21 protein-coding genes and 3 pseudogenes are annotated in these 24,987 nt (G+C 40.9%); 8 read left to right on the top strand and 16 right to left on the bottom strand.

What is annotated here, in order from left to right; genetic code table 11:
* Positions 1 to 95: 95 nt before the first annotated feature.
* The 6 genes and pseudogenes from HMPREF0027_RS02820 to HMPREF0027_RS13185 all read right to left on the bottom strand — a co-directional run bounded on the left by HMPREF0027_RS02820 (position 96) and on the right by HMPREF0027_RS13185 (position 5,862).
* Positions 96 to 380 carry a hypothetical protein gene (locus tag HMPREF0027_RS02820; RefSeq protein ID WP_005622081.1) on the bottom strand — a complete coding sequence of 95 codons (285 nt, stop codon included), beginning with the start codon at positions 378 to 380 and terminating at the stop codon, positions 96 to 98.
* 4 nt (positions 381 to 384) lie between these two features.
* Positions 385 to 1,620: pseudogene (pgaC, locus tag HMPREF0027_RS02815) on the bottom strand (poly-beta-1,6-N-acetyl-D-glucosamine synthase).
* Between the two features lie 8 nt (positions 1,621 to 1,628).
* Positions 1,629 to 3,402: pseudogene (pgaB, locus tag HMPREF0027_RS02810) on the bottom strand (poly-beta-1,6-N-acetyl-D-glucosamine N-deacetylase PgaB).
* Between the two features lie 13 nt (positions 3,403 to 3,415).
* On the bottom strand, positions 3,416 to 4,828 hold the full coding sequence (pgaA, locus tag HMPREF0027_RS13195) for a poly-beta-1,6 N-acetyl-D-glucosamine export porin PgaA (protein WP_244261829.1): 1,413 nt from the start codon (positions 4,826 to 4,828) through the stop codon (positions 3,416 to 3,418).
* 32 nt (positions 4,829 to 4,860) lie between these two features.
* Positions 4,861 to 5,505, bottom strand: a complete 645-nt coding sequence (locus tag HMPREF0027_RS13190; RefSeq protein ID WP_005622075.1) for a PgaA family protein — start codon at positions 5,503 to 5,505, stop codon at positions 4,861 to 4,863.
* 213 nt (positions 5,506 to 5,718) lie between these two features.
* Positions 5,719 to 5,862 (bottom strand): hypothetical protein, encoded by a 144-nt coding sequence (locus HMPREF0027_RS13185; protein ID WP_244261828.1) that lies wholly within the window; start codon positions 5,860 to 5,862, stop codon positions 5,719 to 5,721.
* 154 nt (positions 5,863 to 6,016) lie between these two features.
* On the opposite strand from HMPREF0027_RS13185, the gene HMPREF0027_RS02800 reads away from it, so the two are divergent.
* Positions 6,017 to 7,795: an AMP-dependent synthetase/ligase gene (locus tag HMPREF0027_RS02800; protein WP_005622072.1), complete on the top strand. Its 1,779-nt coding sequence runs from the start codon at positions 6,017 to 6,019 to the stop codon at positions 7,793 to 7,795.
* A 63-nt stretch (positions 7,796 to 7,858) separates the two neighbouring features.
* Here the strand turns inward: HMPREF0027_RS02800 and HMPREF0027_RS02795 are convergent, their stop codons facing one another.
* The 3 genes from HMPREF0027_RS02795 to HMPREF0027_RS02785 form a co-directional block, all read right to left on the bottom strand.
* Complete coding sequence (locus tag HMPREF0027_RS02795; RefSeq protein ID WP_005622070.1) at positions 7,859 to 9,826, bottom strand: site-specific recombinase; 1,968 nt, start codon at positions 9,824 to 9,826, stop codon at positions 7,859 to 7,861.
* 109 nt (positions 9,827 to 9,935) lie between these two features.
* Positions 9,936 to 10,745, bottom strand: a complete 810-nt coding sequence (locus HMPREF0027_RS02790) for a D-hexose-6-phosphate mutarotase (protein WP_005622069.1) — start codon at positions 10,743 to 10,745, stop codon at positions 9,936 to 9,938.
* A gap of 74 nt (positions 10,746 to 10,819) precedes the next feature.
* Positions 10,820 to 11,569, bottom strand: a complete 750-nt coding sequence (locus HMPREF0027_RS02785; RefSeq protein ID WP_005622068.1) for a phospholipid-binding lipoprotein MlaA — start codon at positions 11,567 to 11,569, stop codon at positions 10,820 to 10,822.
* 168 nt (positions 11,570 to 11,737) lie between these two features.
* Between HMPREF0027_RS02785 and metJ the strand changes: the two genes are divergently transcribed.
* Genes metJ through panF form a run of 3 tightly spaced genes read left to right on the top strand, consistent with a single transcriptional unit; the run spans position 11,738 to position 13,767 of the window.
* Positions 11,738 to 12,055 (top strand): met regulon transcriptional regulator MetJ, encoded by a 318-nt coding sequence (gene metJ / locus HMPREF0027_RS02780; RefSeq protein ID WP_005622067.1) that lies wholly within the window; start codon positions 11,738 to 11,740, stop codon positions 12,053 to 12,055.
* Between the two features lie 52 nt (positions 12,056 to 12,107).
* Positions 12,108 to 12,347 carry a YhdT family protein gene (locus tag HMPREF0027_RS02775; protein ID WP_005622066.1) on the top strand — a complete coding sequence of 80 codons (240 nt, stop codon included), beginning with the start codon at positions 12,108 to 12,110 and terminating at the stop codon, positions 12,345 to 12,347.
* Complete coding sequence (gene panF, locus HMPREF0027_RS02770; RefSeq protein WP_005622065.1) at positions 12,340 to 13,767, top strand: sodium/pantothenate symporter; 1,428 nt, start codon at positions 12,340 to 12,342, stop codon at positions 13,765 to 13,767. Before HMPREF0027_RS02775 ends, panF begins: the two co-directional genes overlap by 8 nt.
* Before the next feature lie 81 nt (positions 13,768 to 13,848).
* Here panF and HMPREF0027_RS02765 read toward each other — a convergent pair whose 3' ends face one another.
* The 4 genes from HMPREF0027_RS02765 to cysG form a co-directional block, all read right to left on the bottom strand.
* A complete protein-coding gene (locus HMPREF0027_RS02765; RefSeq protein ID WP_005622064.1) occupies positions 13,849 to 15,141 on the bottom strand; it encodes a sulfate adenylyltransferase subunit 1 in 1,293 nt (430 codons plus the stop codon).
* A 93-nt stretch (positions 15,142 to 15,234) separates the two neighbouring features.
* Entirely contained in the window at positions 15,235 to 16,161 is a 927-nt protein-coding gene (cysD, locus tag HMPREF0027_RS02760) for a sulfate adenylyltransferase subunit CysD (RefSeq protein ID WP_005622063.1), read from the bottom strand.
* 14 nt (positions 16,162 to 16,175) lie between these two features.
* Positions 16,176 to 16,952, bottom strand: coding sequence for a phosphoadenylyl-sulfate reductase (locus tag HMPREF0027_RS02755; RefSeq protein WP_005622062.1), 777 nt, complete (start codon positions 16,950 to 16,952; stop codon positions 16,176 to 16,178).
* A 13-nt stretch (positions 16,953 to 16,965) separates the two neighbouring features.
* Positions 16,966 to 18,426, bottom strand: a complete 1,461-nt coding sequence (gene cysG / locus HMPREF0027_RS02750) for a siroheme synthase CysG (protein ID WP_005622061.1) — start codon at positions 18,424 to 18,426, stop codon at positions 16,966 to 16,968.
* A gap of 274 nt (positions 18,427 to 18,700) precedes the next feature.
* On the opposite strand from cysG, the gene HMPREF0027_RS02745 reads away from it, so the two are divergent.
* The 4 genes from HMPREF0027_RS02745 to HMPREF0027_RS02730 are packed head-to-tail and all read left to right on the top strand — an operon-like array spanning position 18,701 to position 22,445.
* Entirely contained in the window at positions 18,701 to 19,705 is a 1,005-nt protein-coding gene (locus HMPREF0027_RS02745) for a sulfate ABC transporter substrate-binding protein (protein WP_005622060.1), read from the top strand.
* Between the two features lie 18 nt (positions 19,706 to 19,723).
* Positions 19,724 to 20,536, top strand: coding sequence for a sulfate ABC transporter permease subunit CysT (cysT, locus tag HMPREF0027_RS02740; RefSeq protein ID WP_005622059.1), 813 nt, complete (start codon positions 19,724 to 19,726; stop codon positions 20,534 to 20,536).
* A gap of 12 nt (positions 20,537 to 20,548) precedes the next feature.
* Positions 20,549 to 21,364 (top strand): sulfate ABC transporter permease subunit CysW, encoded by an 816-nt coding sequence (gene cysW / locus HMPREF0027_RS02735; protein WP_005622058.1) that lies wholly within the window; start codon positions 20,549 to 20,551, stop codon positions 21,362 to 21,364.
* Between the two features lie 10 nt (positions 21,365 to 21,374).
* On the top strand, positions 21,375 to 22,445 hold the full coding sequence (locus tag HMPREF0027_RS02730; protein WP_005622057.1) for a sulfate/molybdate ABC transporter ATP-binding protein: 1,071 nt from the start codon (positions 21,375 to 21,377) through the stop codon (positions 22,443 to 22,445).
* Positions 22,446 to 22,502: 57 nt separating this feature from the next.
* Here the strand turns inward: HMPREF0027_RS02730 and HMPREF0027_RS11540 are convergent.
* The 3 genes and pseudogenes from HMPREF0027_RS11540 to HMPREF0027_RS02710 form a co-directional block, all read right to left on the bottom strand.
* A pseudogene (locus HMPREF0027_RS11540) lies at positions 22,503 to 23,831 on the bottom strand (autotransporter outer membrane beta-barrel domain-containing protein).
* A gap of 50 nt (positions 23,832 to 23,881) precedes the next feature.
* The gene (locus tag HMPREF0027_RS02715) at positions 23,882 to 24,448 is read right to left on the bottom strand and encodes a hypothetical protein (RefSeq protein WP_005622053.1); all 567 of its coding nucleotides are present in this window, start codon (positions 24,446 to 24,448) and stop codon (positions 23,882 to 23,884) included.
* 96 nt (positions 24,449 to 24,544) lie between these two features.
* Complete coding sequence (locus tag HMPREF0027_RS02710) at positions 24,545 to 24,883, bottom strand: hypothetical protein (RefSeq protein WP_005622052.1); 339 nt, start codon at positions 24,881 to 24,883, stop codon at positions 24,545 to 24,547.
* Between the last annotated feature and the right edge of the window lie 104 nt (positions 24,884 to 24,987).

Raw genomic sequence — 24,987 nt, 5'->3', positions numbered from 1 at the left:
CCCCAAAAATTATATAAAACCACCTGATTGATACAATAAAAAAGCCTCTAGTATCACAACTAGAGGCTTTTCATCAAAAAATGATCAAATTATTATCAATGACGCTTACATCTGCTTTTTGCTAAGAATGACCAACAAATGGTACAAAAAATAAGAGCGAATACGATTGCAAACATAATTAGAATAACTTCACCGATATAGTAAACATCTAATACTGGGTTATCTAAAATATGTTGTCGGTATTCATAAACCATAAATGCCATAGATAACCAAACCGCCCAAGTTAAAGCTGTCAAAAACATACTTTTTAAGCGAATCTTCCACCCGAGCTGTTTTGTTTTATTGATGATCATTAGCTTTTGTAATTGTTGTGCTGGCATATCCTTATACTCCTCTATCTGGGCTTGTCCATACTGCTAATCTCAATTTATTACGGAAAATAGCTTTAGGAATGCCACATAACAATGTGACCGTATTTAACATCCAATACTACCATGGATACCATATGCATGAGAAAGCGTACTTCACTACCCCTCGTTCATAACGGTTATCAATATAGAGACTGATACTTAATTGAGCAAAAAACGCAATAAATAAAATTGCCATACTCGGCTTTAACGAGGCCCAATTAATAAAACTTACATTACCATCTGCAGCAAATTGATATACGCTTGCAATCATTGCACTAACCAATGAGATTGCCCAAATTGCGGTAATAATATATTCGGCAAACATCGGCCATAAACGGCGATTTTTCAGGTGCCAAATTTTAGGAAAATATTTCATCATCGTCTCTGCACCACCTTGTGCCCAACGGAGGCGTTGATTAAATAATCCCTTAATCGTTTCCGGCACTAACACCCAACATAATGCTCGAGGCTCATAAAAAATATCGTAGCCGGAGGTCTGAATTTTCCAACTTACATCAATATCCTCGGTGATCATATTGGTACTCTAACCACCAATTTCATGCATAACGTCTTTGCGGAATAAGCAGCATACGCCGGATACAGTAAAAATTGTCCCCATTAAACATTGAGCACGTTTAATTAACCCAATAATAGAACTGAATTCAGAAACTTGTAAACGTCCTAAAATGGTGCTGCGATTACGTACACGAGGGTTACCTGTTACCGTACCGTATTCAGTATTAGATTCCAATGCCTGTACCATATAATCCAATGCCATGTAATCCAATACCGCATCACCGTCAATACATCCTGCGTATTTGCCTTTCGCAATTTTTAAACCATTGTTTAATGCGCTCGCTTTATCGGAATTTTTCTGGTGTAAAGCAACGATACGGCTATCGGTTTTCGCCCATTTATCAATTAACTCGCCGGTATTATCACGACTGCCGTCATTGATAAAAATCAGTTCATAATTTGGATATTTTAAATTCAGTAAATGTGGAACGGCTTCGTCTAAATTATCTGATTCGTTATAGCAAGGAATCATCAAACTGACTAAAGGCACATCTTCTTTTTTCATCTCACTGAATTTAGGTGGAACTTTTAATTTTTCCTTAAATAGGAAATAAGCTCCCCCTGCAACAGCCCAATAAAACGCCATTACAGCAGGATACGCAAATACAAATAAACTCAATACTTCTAGAATCATATTATCACCTACTTCCTTGTGATATCTCTATTACCAGAAACATAAGGTTTCATTTCTTTTAAGACGGTTTGATCAAATAAATAGCGATTCGGATAATAGCCGAAACTCATGATTCCATTATGTTCTAATACCTTAATCCAACTGATTAATTCTTTTGTTGAAGTATTTTCAGAAGTTTTTGGATTCACAATAGAGAAATCAAATAATACTTTCTTACTTGAAACACCGGAATCTTTAATGATATGAGCGATATCTTTTAGCCAGCTTTTTGCTTCTTCAGCATTTGTTACTCCACCTAAAGAATATGGTCTAGCATCAATTAATACCCCATCATATTCTTTACTGAATACCACCAAATCTTGGATAAAATCCTTTTCGCTCGGATTAATATTTCTTGATAACTTTTGATGGCGTGTACCGAAAAATAGATAGGGCTCAGCTGCTGATTTAAGCTCTTTGGTAAATGCAATAGAGGCTGCATCTTTACTACTCCATTTATCTTTACCAATTTTACCGTCAAAGAATAAACCGTCTCCTTTAGAGTAAAGAGAAAGATGTTTATATAACGATTTCATCACATCCTCATTACGAATATGCATTGGCAAGCTCTCAATTGAAGCTGGCATCCAAGCGTAAATTTTAACGCCTGCTCGTGTACGTAATTGCCAAGCAACTTGGCTGAAGATACCCGCTTTAACCGGCAAATGTGGATTAGGGAAATATGTCCCGTCCATAATGCCATCTTTATCCGGATCCGAATATGCTTTCAGATACACCGCCGTTACACCATACTGTGCTACACGGCTAATCAATGCATCATAATTTGCTTTAAACACCGCAGGCTCTGAGTTATACACATAGTCTAAATTAATATGCTGCTCACGTTGAACCGTAGATTCGTTCTCTGTATCTTGTGTGCGATTTAGATAATCCGCAATCACGGCAAAATTGGACTCTGCATCAATTAAGAAGCGGCCAATATGTGTATCACCAACATGATTTACTTTCTCTTTCAATGTAAAGTGATAAGACATACTCGCTTGCTTCGCTAATTCAATCGCTGTATCATTAAATGCACCATATGGCCACACCATTACTCTTCGTGCTTTACCTGTATGCTTTTTAATAAGATTAACCGACATTTTCATATCGTTTAACAGACGGGACTTATACTGAGCTTCCATCTCATATTTACCGTTTTTGTACTCCGGCGCAATCATCGCAGCAAGTTGACTACCACTAGGATTAGCTTTCACGCCATGGTGTAAATCATGCGTATGTGAAGCGATTTCGACTAAGCCACTATTTTGCATCTCATCAATTTGCTGCCAAGTCGTGAAATACTTAGCACGATCCAATTTTTCATTACCGTATTGAATTTTTTCCGCCCATCGGTGTGTCAATCCAACTTGACACCGGTGCAAAAACAGCCGGATAGTTATACGCTTTTAACAATGGATAAATCACGCTATACATGGTTTCATAACCATCATCAAAAGAAATTAAGACGGCTTTCGGCAGTAAAGTCGTTTTTCTTTGTTCCGCATCCATTACTTGCTGCCAACTCACCACATTGTAACCTTGTGCTTTAAACCAGTTAAAATGTGAAATCAGCTGTTGTGCGGTAATAGTTTGTGAAACATAAAGACGTTTATCCTTAGGCGCACTTTCATCGACAACCGAGTGATAAGCGAGAACGCTATATGTATCGGCAGCAAATGCCTTTGCAAAAAATAGCGAAAAACAGACCGCTAATGTCTGACCGAGTTTTTTCAATATCATCTTGCTTTACCCACTAAAAAGAATATGAAAGATTTACGTTACCGTAATTATTAAATTCCGCATCACCATCGTAGATATTTTTCTTACGACCAATCTCATAAGATAAACTCACTTTCTTAGTAATACGCCAATCATGTCCGTAGCTTAAAGACCAAGAGCGTTCCGCCTTGTGTCCTTGCTGTTTATATTGACCCGCATTCGCTCGGATATGATGTGTTAAAGCCAGACCGTAATTCATCGGCTGCCAATAACTTAGATCCGCACCGAATTCTATATTGCGACTTTTTAATGGGTTGTAATGCCACGCAGAGGCGGTCTCTTTATTGCGTTGATAATCAAAACGCAAATTATTAGTTAAAGCCCAACGATCTTTCCTGAATGTTTCTGTCGAAGCCCATGCATAAAATGATTTACGCAGATTACCGTCATCAAATTTCATTGCATTTATACCCGCACCGATACGGAATAAATCACGGTAAGTATAAGTCGTCCCAAAACCGATATCTTTCGTATAAACCCCTTGGTTAATCGCTTTAATCGGTGTTCCACTACCATTCAGGTTACCGGATAAATCAAAATGCCAACGTTGATTAAACTGATAAGAAGTAGCTAATGAGAGATAACCTTTATCGTGTAATTTAATCCCCTTACCGGCTTCAATATTCACGTTAACAGGATATAAATTCACATTCGTACCGACACCGATACGATGCTGTTTCAACACCGTATCTTCTGTCGGCACCTTGTCTTCTGCGTAGTGCACATAAGCATAATGTCCATCCGCACTTTTCGGCGAATTCAGATAATATTCTTGTACAGTTTCATTACTTGATTTATTTTTTGGTGCAGTCTTATGCAATACTCCGAATGAAGCACTAAAACTACCTCGACGAGCATCTTTATAATTTTTTAAAACCGACTCTGCAGCTTCACGCTCTTCCGCAGTATAGCTGTATATCAGCTGACGAGCTTTACGTAAATTTCCCTGACTGAGTGCAATATTTGCACACTGATTTTTATAAGCGCCTTGATCACTTTCACCTAAAAAATGACTTGCTTTATCAGCTAAAAAATGACTTGCTTTATCAGCTAAAAAATTTGCTCGATCATGGTTATTACGAGAGCTTTCCAAATCACTTAATGCCAACATTGTCCAAGGATCACTCGGCACGAGATGCATCAATCTATCGACTAACTTTTCAATCGCTGTTGTTTTATCTCCACGCCAGTTATGCAGATTGACCTGATTGTAATAAGCTCGCTCATAGTTTGGATTACTTAAACGGGTCGTATGTGTGAAATCCCAAATGGTCTCACTCTCACGAATTTGATCTTGATAATCTTGCGCTTGTTGGAAATAACCCGCATCGCTTGAAGCACTAATCAATTTAAACAACAATGCGGTACTCACTGCATTGTGCTGCACTCGTTCTTTTGCTTCCAACTCTTGATAAATATCTAAGAGGCTTTAAATGCTGAGCCTTCTCTTAATAACGTATCCGCATAAGCTTCTTTCACATAATCCGGAATGCCTTTATCTAATGTTATTAATCTTTGGTAATCTTCTCTAACCAGCGCATTACTATTCAAACGATTAGCAATTGCTAAACGGTCTTGAATTGCTTGTTGATATAACGGATTCTCTTGAGCCGCCGTATTAATGAATTGCGTTAAACGCTTATATGCGGTTTGCAGCTCGGCTTTTCTCAAACTACCATTCTCTTTTACGGTAGAAATCACTTCACTATGTTCTAGCCAAGCTTTATCTTTTTCCGTAAACAATTCTGGGTAAGTTTGCACAAGTTGTGCTTGAACGGGATGAACATTCAATTTTGCCGCTAACCGATAAAGCTGTACTGCCAATTTATGATTTGACGGATTGGCTTTAATTTGGTCTTGCCAACGTCCTAACTTAGCTAATTCAGGCTCCGTCTGATCCAATAGAAAACTTGATGCGTCCTTGTAACCGTCATCAGCACCAAACTTTTGCTTATATTGAGCAAGATGGGTCTGAGCATCTTGATATTTGCCTAATTCCGTTTCAACAAGCGCACTGCCTAACAGACCATTTGGATTTTGAGGATAAGAATTGCGTAGCTTCACATATAACTGAAGGGATTTTGGAAGATTCTGGCTTGTGCGGTATGCCTTTGCAAAATTTTCTAGCTCACTTTCCGAGAAACTATTTACATTACATCTCGAACAGACCTAGGTCGCCTCTTTAAATTGACCTTTTCTGACCATTAAAGCAATTAAATCGTCTCTCACTTTTTGATCATGTGTCTTTTTATATAAAGCCGACATTTGAGTAATAGTTTACTCAAGCTGGCTATCTCCTTGACGTGCAAAAATAACGATTTCTTCACGTTTAACATCAATCGGCGATTGATTTGCAAAAACCGTATTTGCTGCTGTAGTTGAGAGGAGGGCAAGCACAACGTGATTAAATTTGATACCCATAAGATACATCCATAATGTGTTTAAAATTTATAATAATGTAGAGATTCAGCTCACATTTGTGAGCTTTTTCTCTACTTAGGATCTAGCTTTTATCTTTATTAAATATTACATTAGCGTACATGTGTAAGCTTAAACTAATAAATAAAGGATTTATATGAATCAGCTGTCAGACTTCCATTTCGTTCATCGAGTACGACAACAAGCAAAAAAGCTACAAAACTCGACCGCTTTACGCCATAAGGAAAATGGCACATGGGTGGATATTTCTTGGCAAGACTTTCAATCACAGATTGATAAAGTTTCTCTCGCATTACTAGCTCATGGTATTGGAATACAAGATAAAATTGGCATCTTTGCTCACAATATGCCGCAATGGACTATAGCGGATCTAGGTGCGTTACAGATTCGTGCCGTAACCGTACCAATTTATGCGACAAATACCGCCAAACAAGCTGAATTAATTATTAATAATGCGGACATCAAACTCTTGTTCGTAGGAGATCAAGAACAGCTTGATGTGGCATTAGAAATTGCTAAAAACTGTCCTTCGCTCGAAAAAATTATTGTCATGAAACCTCGTCTTGAGGAAACGCTTGACAATGATTCTTCGTCGTGTAACTGGAATGATTTCTTGGGAAAAAGTTCCGAAAAATACCGCAAAGAACTCATCCGATGTCTAAGCAGCGCTCGATTCGATGATTTATTTACTCTGATTTATACTTCGGGAACGACTGGTACACCTAAAGGTGTGATGTTGGACTTCTCAAACCTTGCTCACCAGCTACAAGCACACGATTTAGCCTTACCTGAGGTAGGACCTGATGATGTGTCACTGTCATTCTTACCTTTTTCACATATTTTTGAACGTGCTTGGGTCGCTTATTTATTACATAAAGGCGCAACCGTTTGTTATTTGGAAGACACCAACGAAGTGCGTACAGCATTAGCCGAAGTCAAACCGACGCTAATGTGTGCCGTTCCTCGTTTATATGAAAAAATGTATAGCGGCATCTTTGATAAAGTAAAACAAGCGCCTTTTTATCGACGAGCGCTTTTCCAATGGGCATTAAAGCAGGGAAAACATTTCGTTCATACACAAAAAGCAACATTCACTTACAAGCTTGCGGATAAGTTGGTATTGTCAAAATTAAGAGCGTTATTAGGCGGTAATATCAAAATGATGCCTTGCGGCGGGGCAAAATTAGAACCGACTATCGGGGAGTTTTTTCATAGCATCGGTATCAATGTAAAATTAGGCTACGGTATGACAGAAACGACCGCTACTGTTTCTTGCTGGGCAGATCGCAACTTTGCTTTAAACTCCATTGGCACGCTCATGCCGAATGCCGAGGTAAAAATCGGTGATGATAATGAGATTCTGGTTCGTGGCGGTATGGTGATGAAAGGCTATTATAAAAATCCGCAAGAAACCGCTAAAGCCTTCACCGAAGACGGCTTCTTGCGTACCGGAGATGCCGGAGCATTGGATGAACATGGTAACCTGTATATTACTGATCGTATTAAAGAGCTGATGAAAACCTCAAACGGCAAATACATTGCTCCGCAATATATCGAAGGTAAATTGGCTAAAGATAAATTTATTGAACAAATTGCAGTGATTGCAGACACCAAAAAATACGTCTCGGCGCTGATTGTACCTTCGTTTGAAGCGTTGGAAGAATATGCTAAACAATTAAACATCAAATATCACGATCGCTTGGAGTTAATCAAGCATTCGGCGGTGATTCAGTTATTTGAAAAGCGTATTGAAGAGTTACAACAAGAGCTTCCCCATTTCGAACAAATTAAAAAGTTCACCTTACTGCCGCAAGCTTTTAGTATCCATATGGAAGAACTCACACCAACGCTTAAATTACGCCGTAAGGTCATTTTGGAACGCTATCGTCCACAAATTGAAGCGATGTATAACTAGCTAAAAAAACAAGCGGTTGGATTTGTAAAAAATTTTGCAAATTCAACCGCTTGTATCGTCTTACTACTTATTCAACTGAACCGGTAACAATAAACTTAACGGGCGCTTACGGATAATTTCCCATAAGCATTTTAAAATTTCCCACCAGCTATCAATTTCAGTATTACGTGAACGCAGCGCAATCCATAGCGTTAGAGAAAAACTAACAATCAAGTTAACCGCGCCGATCATCAACACAAAGCAGATGCTTTGCAGTAGCACCTGCCAGCCTAATGATTCGCTCACTACCGCATAGCCAACATTCGCCGAAGAAAAGGCAACGTGGCGAATATCTAACGGTAATCCTAACCAATAACCGATCACACCGGTAATCCCAAGCAACATACCGAATCCTAAGTTACCGATAATCGAACCTGAATTATCATGCACATAGTCGGCAAATTTCTCTCGGATGGATAACGGTAAAATCGCCTTTAACCACGGGTGCTGTCTTAACCGCATACGGGTATTTAAATAGTTGCTGCGGTTATCAAAGTAACCGGCAATAATCCCCGAACAGAACAACCACAAACCGGCAATTGCCGCAAACCATAACGTCCCTTTAGCCGGATCAATCGAGCTGAGCTGATATTGCACCATCTCACTGTCTAATAACGCTTTGCCGGTGTGTTTTGCATAGCCATAGGCTATCAATGCCGCCACACTCATCGACACAATCACATTCCCCAATACCGCAATGCTTTGTGAACGCAATACATCCACTAGCAATTGCGCCAGTTTCATATTCACCGCTCTGCCCTGCGGGTTTCGTTCGACTGCCTCGGCAAAACGTGCGGCAGTCATCGCCGGCTGCTTAGTCGCAACGGTAAAATGCAACATAAAGATAATGGTAAAACCGATACCGTAGTTCAAACCTTCCGCAATACCTTTCCAAACTTTATCGTCAATCATTCCGCCCAGATACACTTTAAATAACGCCATCAGCGCAATCAGCACACCACCGCCAGCAGCAGAATAAAACATACTGAAATATTCTTTTTTATCTCGGGTAATATAGTGTTCGCCGTGATCACTGGTGTGTTGAGTAATACTGCGAGAAAGCATTTTGACGCTTTGTTTCCATAAATCGGAAATACTGTGCTGCTTTGCCGAAGCTTCCGCTAACATTTTGGTTATTTGCAACACTCGCAAGCGAGCAACACGGTTGGTAGAAAATAATTCCATCAACATGGATAAACGGTCTAACGTTTGGCTTAAACGCTCAAGCAAGTGCGCCACGCCCAGTGACGAACCGGCTGTCGATCCTTTTTTCTGTAAGCGATCAACCAATTCACGTGATTGGCTAAACATCACCTGTAAATGGCTATCGTCATAGTATTGATTTTGACGGCGAGCCTCCAACCATTGAAAAACCTCTTTTTGCAATGCGACAAAAGGCGAATCCGCATCCAGCAATGTTGGATCTAAGCGAATTAACTCCGGTTCCAAATCCTCTGCTGCAATCCAAATCGAAAGCATTTTGATCGCAAATAACCCTTCGTGACGAATATGTTCATACAGCCAAGTTCTATCCTGTTCGCTTACGCTGCGCTCTAAAGTATTGAGGAAATTTAACCAACTTTTAGTCGGAATGGCATTAATCCATTCCACATCATGGCGATCGCAAAACAGCAGAATAAATACATCACGTAAATCATTCACATCTTTAAAAGACGGGTTTAGTTTCTCATATAAGCGATTACGCATTTCTCGCCCGAAACCTTGGCGCCCCAAAATGCCGCTACTGACTAAAATCGGATATAAACGTAACTGGCAAAGCCAACGGCAGATCAATGTTGCCACCGCTTGAGCAAGTTCCGGCTGTTGCTTAAGTAAATTGGTAAAAAATTCTAATTTTTCGACCGCTTGTTCCGGCTTACCGGCTCTAAGCCACTGGCATAAGCCGTTCAGTAAAGTAAAAGCATCGTTTTGTTCGATTTGCTGGGTAACAAAGGGGGAAAGTGTTGTTTCATTAAGTTTTATTTTTGGCATATTTGATTATATTTGTTCCTATCTTTCATTAAATTCAATAATTTTGAGCCTATTTTACGAGAAAAAGTTCAAAATGAAGCGGTAAGGTCTCCCTTACCGCTCTTAATCATTAAACTAGCTTAAAAATCACTTCAAAACTATCACCCTGTTGTAATTTTCGATTTATACGGGCGGTTTCGACACATAACATCGTTTGATAACCGGTTTCGCTCATCGAACTTGTCGCTTTATGCCACGGGTTCCACAGCACAACATCACTCGCATCGATATGCTCAATTTGAATCGTACGCAGATTTGCCATATCTTCAATGAGATTAATAGGCTGTTCCGCGCTATAAATGCAATCCACATTTTCACTGATTTTACGTGCTGAAGGCACTTGTACGAATTGTTGAGTTAGCGAATTAAAACACTCATGCGGTAAGCCTTTCACTTCGGTTTGCTGAATATCCGCCACATTGAAATAGCTATGCAATGCCGCCTGTGCTTCTTGCTCTGCATAATGAGTGAAAATCAAATGACATTCTTGGTTAAACACCATTTCAATTTTCGCTTCGATAATATTTTGTTCGTCATAGAGCGAAAATTCTAGGTAAGCATATTCCGCATCCATTTCATAATGACTGAGCGACCATTCACGAATACAGACCGTACCATGTGACGGACTTTTTACCGAACCAAACCACGGATAACAAATCGGCACACCACCGCGAATCGCATTGCCTTTTTGGAACGGCTCAATCTCCGAAAGCCATAGTACGTCTTGTTTTGCCGCCGCCGGTTGCCAGCTTAATAATTGTGCGCCTTGTAAAGCCACTACTGCAGTTCCTAACTTATGTGCAATACGAATCACATATAACTCATGACATTTCTCGAGACTGATACCTTGGCTGATTTGACGAATAAATTCGGTTTTCATGTTCTACTCCTTTAACACTTCTAAAAGCAAGCGGTCAAATTAACAACTTTTTTTGCAAATTTGACCGCTTGATCCTAATCGATATTTTGTAATTCTTGTTCAGAAAGCTGTTCTTTACCACTTTCTTCCGCAACTTTACCATCACTCACTTTAAATTCGAGGTTTTGGAAATATGCCTCACGGAAAGTAATGTATGGATCGGAAGACTGCTGTAATAATGCGTCTTGATCTAATAATTTTGAGCGACTATCCACCCCTTGTACGGCAAATTTCGCTACTGTCCAAGGCATGGTTAGCATAGATAATACCGGATAAGCCGAATCCGCCGCTTTACCAACTGCTTGACGAGGTGTGGTTGCGCCGTAGCCGGGCACCATAATATAAGTTCCAGCCGGAACGTTGTAAGCACCAAGCGTATGGCCGAACTCACGATTACCGTTATCTAGTTTGAGATCCGGTGTTTGGCTTGCCCAGTCAATTAACCCGCCTAAACCGAAAATTGAGTTAATCCAAAAACGGTTAAAGTGGATCATCGCTTTTTTACCTTCACCTTCTAACAAGCGGTTAACAAAACTTGCCGGTTCATCAAGGTTATTCGCCACATTGGTTAAACCGGTTTTAATCGGACTTGGCACATAATCACGCCAACCTGTCGCTACCGGTTTTAATACATAAGGATCGATATATTCATAATTCACTTTCCACATCGCACGATTAAAGCCTTGCAGTGGATCTTTACGCTCTCCGGTTGCCGGCTCAATCGCCGATGAACACGCCGTTAACATCACGATCCCTGCAACTAAGCCTAACTGTTTTAATTTCATTATCTTTACCTTATCAAAGAAATCATTGGCGCATTTTAACCAACTCTTCCTAAAACACAAAGTAAACAAGCGTAAAATTCAAAATAGAAATTTAGACGTCTAGATTGCGATATCAAATAGTTTTGATTACAATACCGACAATTTTTATCGAAGATTAGGAATTTAACTATGGCAGATTGGAGTGGCGAATATATTAGCCCGTATGCCGAACACGGCAAAAAAAGCGAACAGGTCAAAAAGATCACCGTCTCGATCCCGATTAAAGTGCTAGAAATTTTAACCAACGAGCGTACTCGCCGTCAGATCAAAAACTTACGCCACGCCACTAATAGCGAATTATTGTGCGAGGCATTCTTGCATGCGTTTACCGGACAGCCGTTGCCTACGAATGAAGATCTGATGAAAGAACGCAGTGATGAAATTCCGGAAGAAGCCAAAGCTAAAATGAGTGAATTAGGAATCAATCCTGATAACTGGCAATATTAATAATTAAATAAGCCCCATTTTTGAGGCTTTGTTCTAATAAAAAAGGAGTCTTATGCATTACCAACAACTCACCAAAGAAGCTCGCTGGGCACTCTGGCTTGCCTTAGTTTACTTATTCGATTGGATCGTTTTCGCCTATTTTTCACCGACAGGACGCGGCGTTTTCGGCTTTCCGATTTGGTTTGAACTTGCTTGCATCGCACTACCGCTCGGTTTTACCGTAATGGTGTATTGGGTAGTCAAAAAGATTTATCAAGACATTGATTTAAATAAGGAGCACAGCAATGAATAAAGAGATGTTATTGCCGTTAATCGCTTATTTATGTTTTGTATTCGGTGTGGCGTTTTATGCCTATCGTAAACGCCAAGGCGGTAGCTTTTTATCAGAATATTATGTCGGCAGCCGCTCAATGTCCGGCTTTGTGTTAGCAATGACCACTGCCGCAACCTATGTCGGCGCAAGTTCATTTATCGGAGGCCCAGGTGCGGCTTATAAATACGGACTCGGTTGGGTCTTGCTTGCAATGATCCAAGTGCCGGCGGTATTACTGGCATTAGGAGCATTAGGTAAAAAATTTGCGTTACTTGCTCGTAAATATAACGCAGTAACTATTAATGATTTATTGCTTGCTCGCTATCAAAATAAATTTGTAGTTTGGATTTCCGGTTTTGCCCTGTTGCTTTCGTTTTTTGCGATGATGACAGTACAGTTTATCGGTGCGGGGCGCTTACTGGAAACCACACTAGGTGTACCGTACCAAACGGCGGTGATGATTTTTGCGATTACCGTTGGAATTTATACCTTTATCGGCGGCTTCCGTGCGGTGGTGTTGACCGATACGATTCAAGGCTTAGTAATGTTAATCGGTACTTCATTATTGCTCGGTGGTGTGATTTATGCCGCTGGCGGTGTTGAGAATGCAATGAATACCTTAGAAAGCATTAATCCGCAATTAATCGAGCCGTATGGCATTGATGAACGCCCGTTAGATTTTACCTTTATGACTTCGTTTTGGGTATTGGTCTGTTTCGGTTTAATCGGTTTACCGCCGCTTGCGGTACGCAGTATGGCGTATAAAGACAGTGCTTCATTACATAAAGCACTCGTTATCGGTACTTTAGTGGTATCACTACTGATGTTCGGTATGCACCTTGCCGGCGTGCTTGGACGTGCAGTGATTTCCGATTTAAAAATTCCGGATCAGGTCATTCCAACCCTAATGATTCAAGTGCTACCGCCATTAGTTGCCGGTATTTTCTTAGCCGCCCCGATGGCGGCGATTATGTCGTCGATTGACTCATTATTAATTCAATCGTCTTCCACCTTAATCAAAGATTTATACTTAGCGGTGAAGCCGGAAGCGGTCGATAACGAAGCTAAGTTAAAACTTTTTTCGACAATGACCACACTCACCTTTGCGGTGTTATTGGTGTTTGCAGCGTTAAATCCGCCGGATATGTTAATTTGGCTTAACTTACTTTCGCTTGGCTGTTTAGAAGCGACGTTCTTATGGGTGATCGTGTTAGGGCTTTATTGGAAGAATGCAAATGCGGCAGGTGCGATTAGCTCGATGTTGGCTGGTTTAACAAGCTACGTGATTTTCACCACATTTAAAATCAGCATTTTTAGCTTCCACGCGATTGTGCCGTCTTTGGTTATTGGCTTAATTGCCTTCCTCATTGGCAACCGTTTTGGCAATAAAGCCAACTAAGTCATTCCCCCCTCATTAAAAAAAGCGGTCAAAATTTGCAAATTTTTAGCAAATTTTGACCGCTTGTTCTGAAGGTGAACCTTATTCGGTAGCAAGAATCATTCCTGCTGCTACCGTGTGATAGGTCGCTTCGTCAATTAAAATAAATGATCCGGTTGCAAGATTTTGTGCATAAGTGGTGGCGGTAATCGGTTTTTGTAAGCGGAGTTGTAATTCACCGATATCATTTAATTTTAAACTGTCCGCTTCGCTTGAATTGCTCAAGGTTTTTACATCAAGCACGTGATCAACTACGGTAACTTTAGCAAACACGGTTTGCGTGGTGTGCTTCAGTAAATATTTACGTGCCGGATTTAATGCACGTTGGTCAAACCAACATACCGTAGCAGTTAAGCGTTTGGTGGCGGTAATCAGAGAATGTTGTGCCACAAATGTATCGCCACGGGAAATATCAATATCATCTGCTAAACGAATCGTTACCTGCTCACCGGCAACCGCTTTTTGTACAATACCATTCGGGCTAATAATTTCTGATACGGTCGAGGTGTAGCCGTTCGGTTCAATTCGAATCGTATCGCCCACACTTACTGAACCCGCTTCGATTCTACCTTGATAACCTCGGAAATCGTCTGTTTTATCTTGATCTAAACGGCTAACTAACTGCACCGGAAAATGAAAATCTTCCACCTTTTCCGATAAGTTTTCATTGCTCGGTAAGTTTTCTAAAATAGTGAGTAACGGCTCTCCGTCATACCAAGGCGTGCGTTCGCTTTTATGCACGATATTATCGCCTTGCAAAGCGGAAACCGGCACAAATTGCACCTGTTGAATGCCAAGCTGATCGGCTAACTTGCGGTAAGCAGTCGAAATTGCTTCAAATTTTGCCACATCAAAATCCAACAAATCCATTTTGTTTACCGCCACTAAAATATAAGGCGTATTCAAATGTTTTAAGATTGCCGAATGGCGCTTGGTTTGCGGTAACAGTTCTACTTCCGGCTGTGAAAAATCTAATTGCGAAGCATCAACTAATACTACGGCGGCATTGGCGGTGGAAGCACCGGTCACCATATTACGAGTATATTGTTCATGCCCCGGTGTGTCAGCAATAATAAATTTGCGTTTTGCGGTAGAGAAATAACGGTACGCCACGTCAATCGTGATGCCTTGCTCACGTTCTGCTTCCAAACCATCGGTAAGAATCGAAAAATCGATCACTTCGCCCGCATTTTTAGATTTATTCAAACTTGATAACTGGTCACTTAATAACGCTTTACTGTCATAAAGTAAACGCCCGATTAAGGTACTTTTACCGTCATCTACGCTACCGGCGGTGATGAAACGAAGTGGTGCATATTGGTTTAAATTGCTCATAATTTATTATCCTTTTATTCCTAGCATGGCAAAGCCGTACTAGGTTACGCATAGTGTTGCCCCGCTGGGGCAAATTGAATTCTTTGGCTAAACTTAGAAATATCCTTGTTTTTTACGTTGTTCCATTGCCGCTTCGCTAGCTCGATCGTCCATTCGGGTAGCGGAGCGTTCTGAGATCTCGGCGACTGCGGTTTCTTTAATAATATCCGCCGGTGTTGCGGCAGTACTTGCCACAGGGCAGGTGCAACTAATATCGCCCACGGTACGGAAACGCACAGATACAATTTTACTTTCTTCATTCGCTTGTTTTGGCGTTAGTGGAGTAACCGGCACGAGTAAGCCATTACGTTCTACCACCTCACGTGGGTGAGCATAATAAATCGGTGGTAACTCCAATTTTTCACGTTCGATATATTGCCAAATATCAAGTTCCGTCCAGTTTGAAATCGGGAATACACGCATATTTTCGCCTTTATGTAATTTGGCGTTATAGAGCGACCATAATTCCGGACGTTGTGCTTTTGGATCCCACTGACCGAATTCATCACGGAACGAGAAAATACGTTCTTTAGCACGGGCTTTTTCTTCATCTCGTCTTGCGCCGCCCATTAAGGCATCAAAGCCGTTGGCTTCAATCGTTTCTAATAAAGTGACCGCTTGTGCCGAATTGCGAGAATCGGTTTCCTTGCGTAATACCACCGTACCTTTTACGATTGAATCTTCAACGTGTCCAACTACCAATTTTGCATTTAATTTTTTCACTTGTTCGTCTCGGAACTGAATCACTTCAGGATAATTATGCCCTGTGTCGATATGTACTAATGGGAACGGCAGCACTAAATCACGTCCTTCAAGTTGAAAGGCTTTACGAGCTAAAGCGAGTAATACTACTGAATCTTTACCGCCGGAAAACAGTAACGCAGGATTACTACATTCCGCCACCACTTCACGAATGATGTAAATCGATTCCGCTTCAAGCCAATCTAAATGCCCGTTTTCGATATTGTTTTGCGTTGTCATATTTTCAGATCCTTTTATTTATGTAATCCACACTCTTTACTGTCTTTGTTTTCCCACCACCAACGACCGGCTCGGATATCTTCTCCGGCTTTGACCGGACGGGTACAAGGCTCGCAACCGATACTTGGGAAACCTTGTTTATACAGCTCGTTGTAAGGAATTTGATATTTTAAGATATACGCCCAAACCTCTAATTCGGACCAATCAAAAATTGGATTATATTTATCAATGCCTCGGCTAGTATCTTGTGCGTGCAAAGCAAGTTCGGTGCGAGTGACCGACTGTTCTCGGCGTTGCCCGGTTAGCCACGCATCCGCATCTTGTAAGGCTCGGTTAAGCGGTTCGATTTTGCGGATAAAACAACATTCACGGCGTAATTCCATACTTTCGTAAAAAGCGAATTTGCCTTTTTGTCGGTCATATTCCGCTGCCTTTTGTGCATCGGGATAATAAAGTTGGAAATTTAAATTCGGGTAATACGTTTTCACCTTATCGACCAGCGCTAAAGTTTCTGGATTTAAACGTCCGGTTTCTAAGGTAAACACGGTAATGTTTGCTTGGCTTTTGGCGATTACATCGGTAATCAGCATATCTTCCACCGCCAAGCTGCTGGCGAATTTTGCATTACGGTGCTGTTGGCTAATCTGTTGAATACGTTGGTATAAAGCGGTCTCTTTTTGGCTAATCTGTTGAATACGTTGGTATAAAGCGGTCTCTTTTTGGCTAAGATTTGCAAAATCCGCTTCACTTGGAGTCGGGATTTGCCATAAATTCGGTCTTAAAAAACTCATTGCCTTCCTCCTATTACGCTGCCTGCTTCCAGTGCGTTTCTTTATTTTGTAATGTCGGTTTTTGCCAAAGTGTTTCTTGAGTCGAAACAAATTGCACCGCTTCTTTACCGAACCAAGCAAGGTCTTTTTGCAATTTCACCACTTCGCCAATCACAATTAATGCCGGTGTTGGGGCTTTTTCAGCAAGTTCCGCTAATTCACTCAGCACACCGATTTGTACCTGTTGATTTGGCAATGTGCCGTTACTAATGATTGCTACCGGTGTATCAGACGGTTTGCCGTGTTTTTGTAACTCGGCGGACAGCTCGGCAGCTTTAATTGTCCCCATATAAACCACCAGCGTTTGATTACCTTGGGAAAGCGTTTCCCATTTAAGTCGGTTTCCGTCCGGCTTCAAATGGCCGGTAATAAACATTGCCGTTTGCGCATGATCACGATGCGTGAGCGGAATCCCTGCATAAGAGGTTGCCCCTAATGCAGCAGTAATGCCCGGCACAACACTAAACGGAAGATTTTCCGCTTTAAGTATTTCTAATTCTTCACCGCCACGCCCGAATACAAATGGATCTCCGCCTTTTAAACGCACCACACGTTTGCCTTGTTTGGCATATTTCACCAGTAGCTGATTGGTATCTTCCTGTTTGACACTGTGTTTACCGGCACGTTTACCGACAAACACTTTATCCGCATCACGGCGAACCAATTCTAAAATCGCTTCGGAAACCAGTGCGTCATATAGCACCACATCCGCTTGTTGAACGGTTTGCAAGCCTTTTAAAGTGAGTAAACCGGCATCGCCCGGCCCAGCTCCAACTAACGAAACCTCGCCTAAAACCGGATTATTGTTTTGTAATTCAGCTTCCACTAATGCTTCCGCTTGTTCGATTTGATGATTTTCAGTCAGACGCTGAAAACTTTGGTGGGTAAACAGTTTTTCCCAAAAACGGCGGCGTTGGGTTAATTGAGGAAATTTGGTTTTGACCGCATAACGCCAACGGGTCGCTATCTCTGCCATTGCGCCCAAATTATGCGGAATCAAGGCTTCTAATTTTTCGCGTAATAAACGAATTAAGACCGGTGCCGCTCCACCGCTGGAAATCGCAATTTGTACAGGAGAACGGTCGATAATCGAAGGGAAAATATAACTACAGCGAGGTTGGTCATCCACTACGTTAACTAAGCGTTGTTGGCTTTCCGCCGTATCAAATACCTGTTGATTTAAGGCATTGTCATCGGTGGCGGCGATCACTAAATAGCTGGAGGTAACTTGGCTCGCTTCAAATGCTTTGGCAAGCCATTCGACTTTACCTTCATCAACCAAAACTTGTAGCGAGGAATGGAGTTTCTCCGCCACCACTTTGACTGACGCTCCAGCTTTTAATAAAGCATTAATTTTACGTAGCGCAACGTGTCCGCCCCCTACGACCAATACCGGTCGTTTTTTTAAATCAACAAAAATTGGTAAGTAATTCATATTTTCCCCACTCGCTTAAAACAAGCCACGATTTGTTTTATTAAGTTATAAGAGAAATTCTTTATTCTGAAAAATAATAACAGGATATAGATTAGAGTCTTTTGGAATAAAGCTGATATCTAAAAGCTTTGTCCAAAGTCATTTGATTTAGAACAAGCAATTTGTGATGTTCTGCCCCATTTTTATTCCATAAAGCTATATCAATAAAGTTTCAGTTCTTTGCTAAAGCCGATTATGCCGTTAGATTTTTTAGTCAATATGAGGATTTAGCACGATGATTGTAAAAAAAATCTTTTTTTTGACCGCTTGTTTAATACTTTCCATTCAAGCTCAAGCTGTTGAGTTGTTAAATGTTTCTTATGATCCGACCCGAGAGTTATATAAAGAATATAACCGCTTGTTTGCGGAATATTGGCAACAACAAAGCGGCGAGCAAATTACGGTCAAAACCTCACACGGCGGATCCGGCAAACAAGCTCGTGCGGTGATTGACGGCTTGCAAGCGGATATTGTTACCTTAGCGTTAGCCGGTGATATTGATGCGTTAAATAAACATCAAGATCTAATCGATCCGAATTGGCAGCAGCGTTTGAGCGAACGCAGTTTGCCGTATCGCTCGACCATTGTGTTTTTAGTGCGTAAAGGGAATCCGAAACGGATCTACGACTGGCTGGATTTAGTGCGAGATCCGAGCATTGAAGTAATTACGCCGAACCCAAAAACATCCGGCGGAGCAAGATGGAATTTTCTAGCAGCTTGGGCGTATGCTCAAGATCGTTTCGGCACGGAACAGCAAGCGTTGGATTTTGTTACTCGCCTTTATCAACAAGTGCCGGTATTAGATACCGGCGCAAGAGGCGCGACGATGAGCTTTATCCAGCGAGGATTGGGTGATGTTTTACTTGCTTGGGAAAACGAGGCTTATTTAGCGCTGCAAGAAGAGGGCGGTGATCAGTTTGAAATTATCACGCCTAAAGTTTCGATTATTGCCGAACCGCCGGTTGCCGCTGTAGATAAAGTGGTGGATAAAAAAGGCACTCGTAAACAGGCGGAGGCTTATCTGAACTATTTGTATAGCGATGCAGCACAACGGCTGATTGCTAAGCATTATTATCGCCCTACAAGCGGTCAAATTTTAGCGGAATTTCGCCAACAATTTCCTGAGTTACGATTACTTACAATGCACGAAATCTTTGGCGGCGGATGGGAATTGATTCAGCCGAAATTTTTTGATGACGGTGCGATCTTCGATCAAATCTTAGAAAAAATTTATCAATAAATAGGCTAAGGAAATGTTATGCAACAAACTCGAATTATTCTCGGTTTTAACCTTTCGTTAGGTTATACCCTCACGTTTTTAAGCCTTGTGGTACTGATTCCGCTCGGCGGATTATTTATCTTTTCCGCCCAAATTTCAGCCGAACAATTTGTTAAATTGATTACCAGCCGGCAGTTATTATTAGCGTTAGGCTTATCTTTTAAAAGCGCATTCAGTGCCGCATTAGTGAATAGTTTTATCGGTTTGTTATTAGCATGGGTATTGGTGCGTTACCAATTCTGGGGCAAGCGTTTGATGGATACTTTTATTGATATGCCGTTTGCTTTGCCAACAGCGGTGGCAGGTATTGCTCTTACGGCGATTTACGCTCGCAACGGCATTATCGGACAATTTTTTGAAACAAAAATCGCTTATAGCTCACTAGGCATTACTTTAGCGCTCTTGTTTGTCACTTTACCATTTGTAGTTCGCACACTACAGCCGGTGCTGGATGACTTACCGAAAGATGTGGAAGAAGCGGCGGAAATTTTAGGCGCTAGCCCGTTTCAGACCTTTCGCTATGTGATTTTTCCGGCAATTTTACCGGCTTGGATTACCGGTTTTACCCTCGCTTTTGCACGAGGCATCGGCGAATACGGTTCGGTCGTGTTTATTTCCGGTAATTTGCCGTTTAGAACCGAAATCCTACCGCTGGTGATTATGTCAAAACTCGATCAATACGATTATGTCGGCGCGGCAACCATTGGCGTATTAATGCTGATCATTTCCTTCTTGCTTATTTTTATCATCAACCAGATTCAACGTTATTTCGCTAAGCGAACAGCAAAATAGAAGGAAAGGAATATGCAAAGCTTACTCAAAAAACGATCGCTTGTTGAAAGGCTATTAATCGGCTTAGCGATTCTGCTATTTGTGATTTTGCTACTTTTACCGTTATTGGTAGTGATTTCACAAGGATTGACAAAAGGCTTGGATTTTTTCCTTGCGTCAATCGGCGAGGAAGATACGCTTGCTGCGCTAAAGCTTACCTTGTTAGCCGCCGCTATTGCCGTACCGCTGAATACCATTTTCGGCATTGCCGCAGCTTGGGCAGTGACGAAATATCAATTTAGAGGCAGACAGTTTTTGCTTACCTTAATTGATTTACCTTTTTCGATTTCACCGGTGGTGGCAGGCTTAATTTACGTGTTGTTATTCGGCGCACAGAGTTGGCTTTATCCGCACTTACAAGCGGTCGATTTTCAAATCGTTTATGCCATTCCGGGCATTATTTTAGCCACTCTATTTGTTTCTGTGCCTTTTGTCGCGCGAGAACTGATCCCGATTATGGAAGCACAAGGTACAACGGAAGAAGAAGCGGCAGCAGTATTGGGCGCAAACGGCTGGCAAATTTTCTATCACGTCACTTTACCGAATATCAAATGGGCGTTATTACACGGTGTTGTACTCTGCACCGCCCGTGCGTTAGGCGAATTCGGGGCGGTTTCGGTGGTATCAGGGCATATACGAGGATTAACTAACACCTTACCGCTGCAAATCGAAATTTTATACAACGAATACAACATTGTAGTGGCATTTTCGGTTGCGATGTTATTACTCGGTTTATCTTTAATTTTATTATTTATTCGTCAGTGGACAGAAGCGAAATTAGCACGATAGTGGGGCAATTATGGCAATTAGCGTTAAACAAATTAATAAGCATTTTGAACAATTCCAAGCACTAAACAATATTGATTTTAGTATTCAAAATGGTGAATTGAACGCCTTACTCGGGCCGTCTGGCTGTGGAAAAACCACACTATTACGCATTATTGCCGGACTAGAAACCGCAACAAGCGGTCAAATTTTATTTGATGATTGCGATGTGACCCAACTTTCGGCGAAAGAACGAGATATCGGCTTTGTGTTTCAGCATTATGCGCTGTTTCGCCATATGACGATTGCCGACAATATCGCTTTCGGCTTACGTATGAAACCGAAACAAGAACGTTTGTCGGAGGCGGAAATTCAAGCGAAAGTTAAAAATCTCTTGGAATTAATTCAGCTGGAACATATCGGCGGACGCTATCCCGATCAGCTTTCCGGCGGTCAGCGACAACGAGTTGCCTTGGCAAGAGCGATCGCAACCGAACCGAAAGTATTATTGTTAGACGAGCCGTTCGGCGCTTTAGATGCGAAAGTGCGTAAAGATTTGCGCCGTTGGTTGCGTGATTTTCATCATGAAATTAACCTCACCAGTATTTTTGTGACTCACGATCAAAATGAAGCACTTGAGGTGGCGGATAAAATCATTCTGATGAATAAAGGACAAATCGAGCAAATCGGCACGCCGGAACAGGTTTATAAACAGCCGAGAAGTGCGTTTGTGGCAAATTTTTTGGGCGATGTAAATATTTTGCACGGCTATATTTTAGCCGGCATGTTACATATTGACACCTTTAAGAAGCCAATCGAGCAATATTATGCCGCTGATGATGTGGTGGTGTATGTGCGCCCACACGAAATTGCCATTAGCAAAACGCATAAAGAAAATTCGTTGAAAGGTATTATCTCCCGAGTACATACCGCAGGTCCTACGGTATTTTTAGAGGTGTTACATAAAAATCACGAACCGATAGAAATATCCGTCAGCTATGCTCAATTCGGACAGGAACAATTCGCTGTGGGTGATGAAGTCTATTTCCAACCGTTATTACTCAATTTCTTTGTACAAAATGACTTGATTGAATTTATGATTTAAAAAAGCCCATAAGTTAAATCATAACTTATGGGCTTGGTTTAATAAGCTGGAACTAGCTTACCAGTGATAACGATAAGCAAGTTGTACTTTATATGGCTGATCTAAGTATTTGCCATTGGCTAGGGAAGCCTCTAAACCGATACGATGATTACCTACAACCGCATTCGCACCGATAGTGCTTTCAATTCGACCTTTGGTCTCAGCTACATCAAAACTATATTGATTTACTCGCACTGCATTCTGATTGGTACGAGTGGTAATGCCGTTTAGTTCTGCATAAGGTTCAAGCTTCCAACCAGCAAAATCAAGATGGTTTGCGACTCTCACGCCTGCCCTTGCGGTTAATGCGGAAATGCCTTCTTCATCTGCTTTGCTTGAAAGTTTCGTCCAAGCGGCTTGTAACTGTGGCGTAATTGTCCAACGACCTAATGTATGAATACGTCCGATTTCGCTCGAAAGCGTATGCGCATTGTAATGACGTTTACCGGTCTGATTAGATTTTGCCGTAATACGCTCGTATTTTGCGATGTTATCCCAATAGAAACCATTATTCGCCAGATAAGTCGCATATACGCCAACGGCTTACGCTTTCACTTTCGCCGAGCCATATTCACCGCCAAATTCTAGATCCGAACGTGAATTTCCGACAAAACTACCGACACGAATATTATCTGTTACCGCAGTATCCGCACCAATTTGAAGCGTATAAATATCTTGTTTAAAGCCGGATGAACGCACATTTTCAGCGACCTACATAGCATCTAATTCATTACGTCCGTTTGCATTACGCACCCAAACATTGCCTTTTTCACCTTGCTTTAATTCACCTAAACGCTTATGTAAACCTTCTAAGCTATTTTCCACTAATAAAAGCTGAGCCTGACGTAATGATACTAACGCATTCGAATATTCACTTAACATCACTTCACGGTTTGCCGTTGTCGGATTTAACGCTGGCACAATAATCGGAGAAACCAGCACGCTCGGAGAAGCAGTCGAATTTGTCGAATTATTTGCAACCGGTGGTGTACTATTACTTGCGGTTGCACGCTCTGCCGCGTGATTTGACAGAACCCAATGATTACCTTCTTTTGCTAGACGATAACGGTATGCACCGGCATCAACATAATCACGCCCTAATAAAGCAAATTTCGCCTTACCTGTTTGGGTTTCAACTAATGTTACCTTACCATTCGCCGATTTTGGTTCATTACCCGAGTCTTTAACATTTAAGCCAAATTCTCCGCTATCGTCTCCGGTTACCACAATTTTATCCGCTTGTTGATTAGCAAGATCTGAGTTAAGAGTGAAATTACCAGTACCTGAGAGATTTCCTAAAATTTCAAGTGTATGAAATTTCCATGATTCAGCTGGAGCAGATTCTATTTCCTGCCCAAATTTAACAGTAGCATTTTTTCATATCCAAATTAGTAACACTAAAATTTGGGTAAATAACCATTCAAATTCCAATTTGAAGTTTCTAATGTCACGTTAAAAATATCATCGTAATTACCTTCTTCGTTTTTTAATAAACGACCTACACCTGATAAATTAGAATTTTTAGCAACCAAATTGATATTTTCAATAAGGTATTTTGTTGTAGAACGAGAATATGGAAGAAGCTGAGAATTATGGAATAAAACTTTACTTGATAAATTACTATTCGTTAACATTAAGTCCAAATCAAATTGTTCTTTTTCTTCAAATAAATCCCAAGCACCACTTATCCCACCAGAAAATTGCGAATTAACTAGCTCAACATTTACTTTACTCCCGCCACTTATATCTAAGAAGGTAGATGTGTTTGATTTTCCAACCGTATTTTCAATATTTATGTTTATATTTGTACCAGAGGTTACTTCAAAAAAAGATTCTATAGCATTTTCTACATTTAGTTGACTATCTCTAATGGATAAGTTCCCTTGATAAATTTTAGCAAAAGCCCTTTCCGCTTTAGGGGTATCACTCTCATTTAAAGATAATACGCTATTATTAATCTCCATATTGCCTTCAGAAAGACTGATTACAGAAGCAGAATTATGATAAGGCTTAGCAACTAATGTAGAATTTTCTATTTTTACATTAGAATTTGATTCCGATTAAACAACACTTTCAAAATAATGTTGATCTGCATTAGTATTACTAGCCGTAAGAGAACTATTTTTAATTGTTACATTAGACTTATTCGCATGAACACTTCTAGTATCCGAATTAGTCGTAAGATTATTAAATATAATATTATCACTATCAGAGACATACACTAATGCCCAAGGGAAATCAGGATCTTTAGTCGTAAGCGTACAATTATTAAGAGATACTCCATTTTGGTGTTCCACCTTCCCTGCCTTGCATTTCATCGCCATCGCACTGTCTATATAAACGAATAGCCCACCTGCCAATAATGCCGAATACACAGCTGATAATTTTAATCTTTTCATTCCTAATATCCTTTTATGTTATTAAAACCGCTAACAAGCGGTCATTTTTTCCTAATTTTTTGCAAAAGCAAAAAGACAAGAAGCCCACTTCTTACTGATCTACA

Source organism: Actinobacillus ureae ATCC 25976, assembly GCF_000188255.1.
Taxonomy (GTDB): Bacteria; Pseudomonadota; Gammaproteobacteria; order Enterobacterales; family Pasteurellaceae; genus Actinobacillus; species Actinobacillus ureae.
The sequence above is the reverse complement of the archived record's forward strand: the minus strand, read 5'-3'. Positions and strand labels throughout refer to the sequence as shown.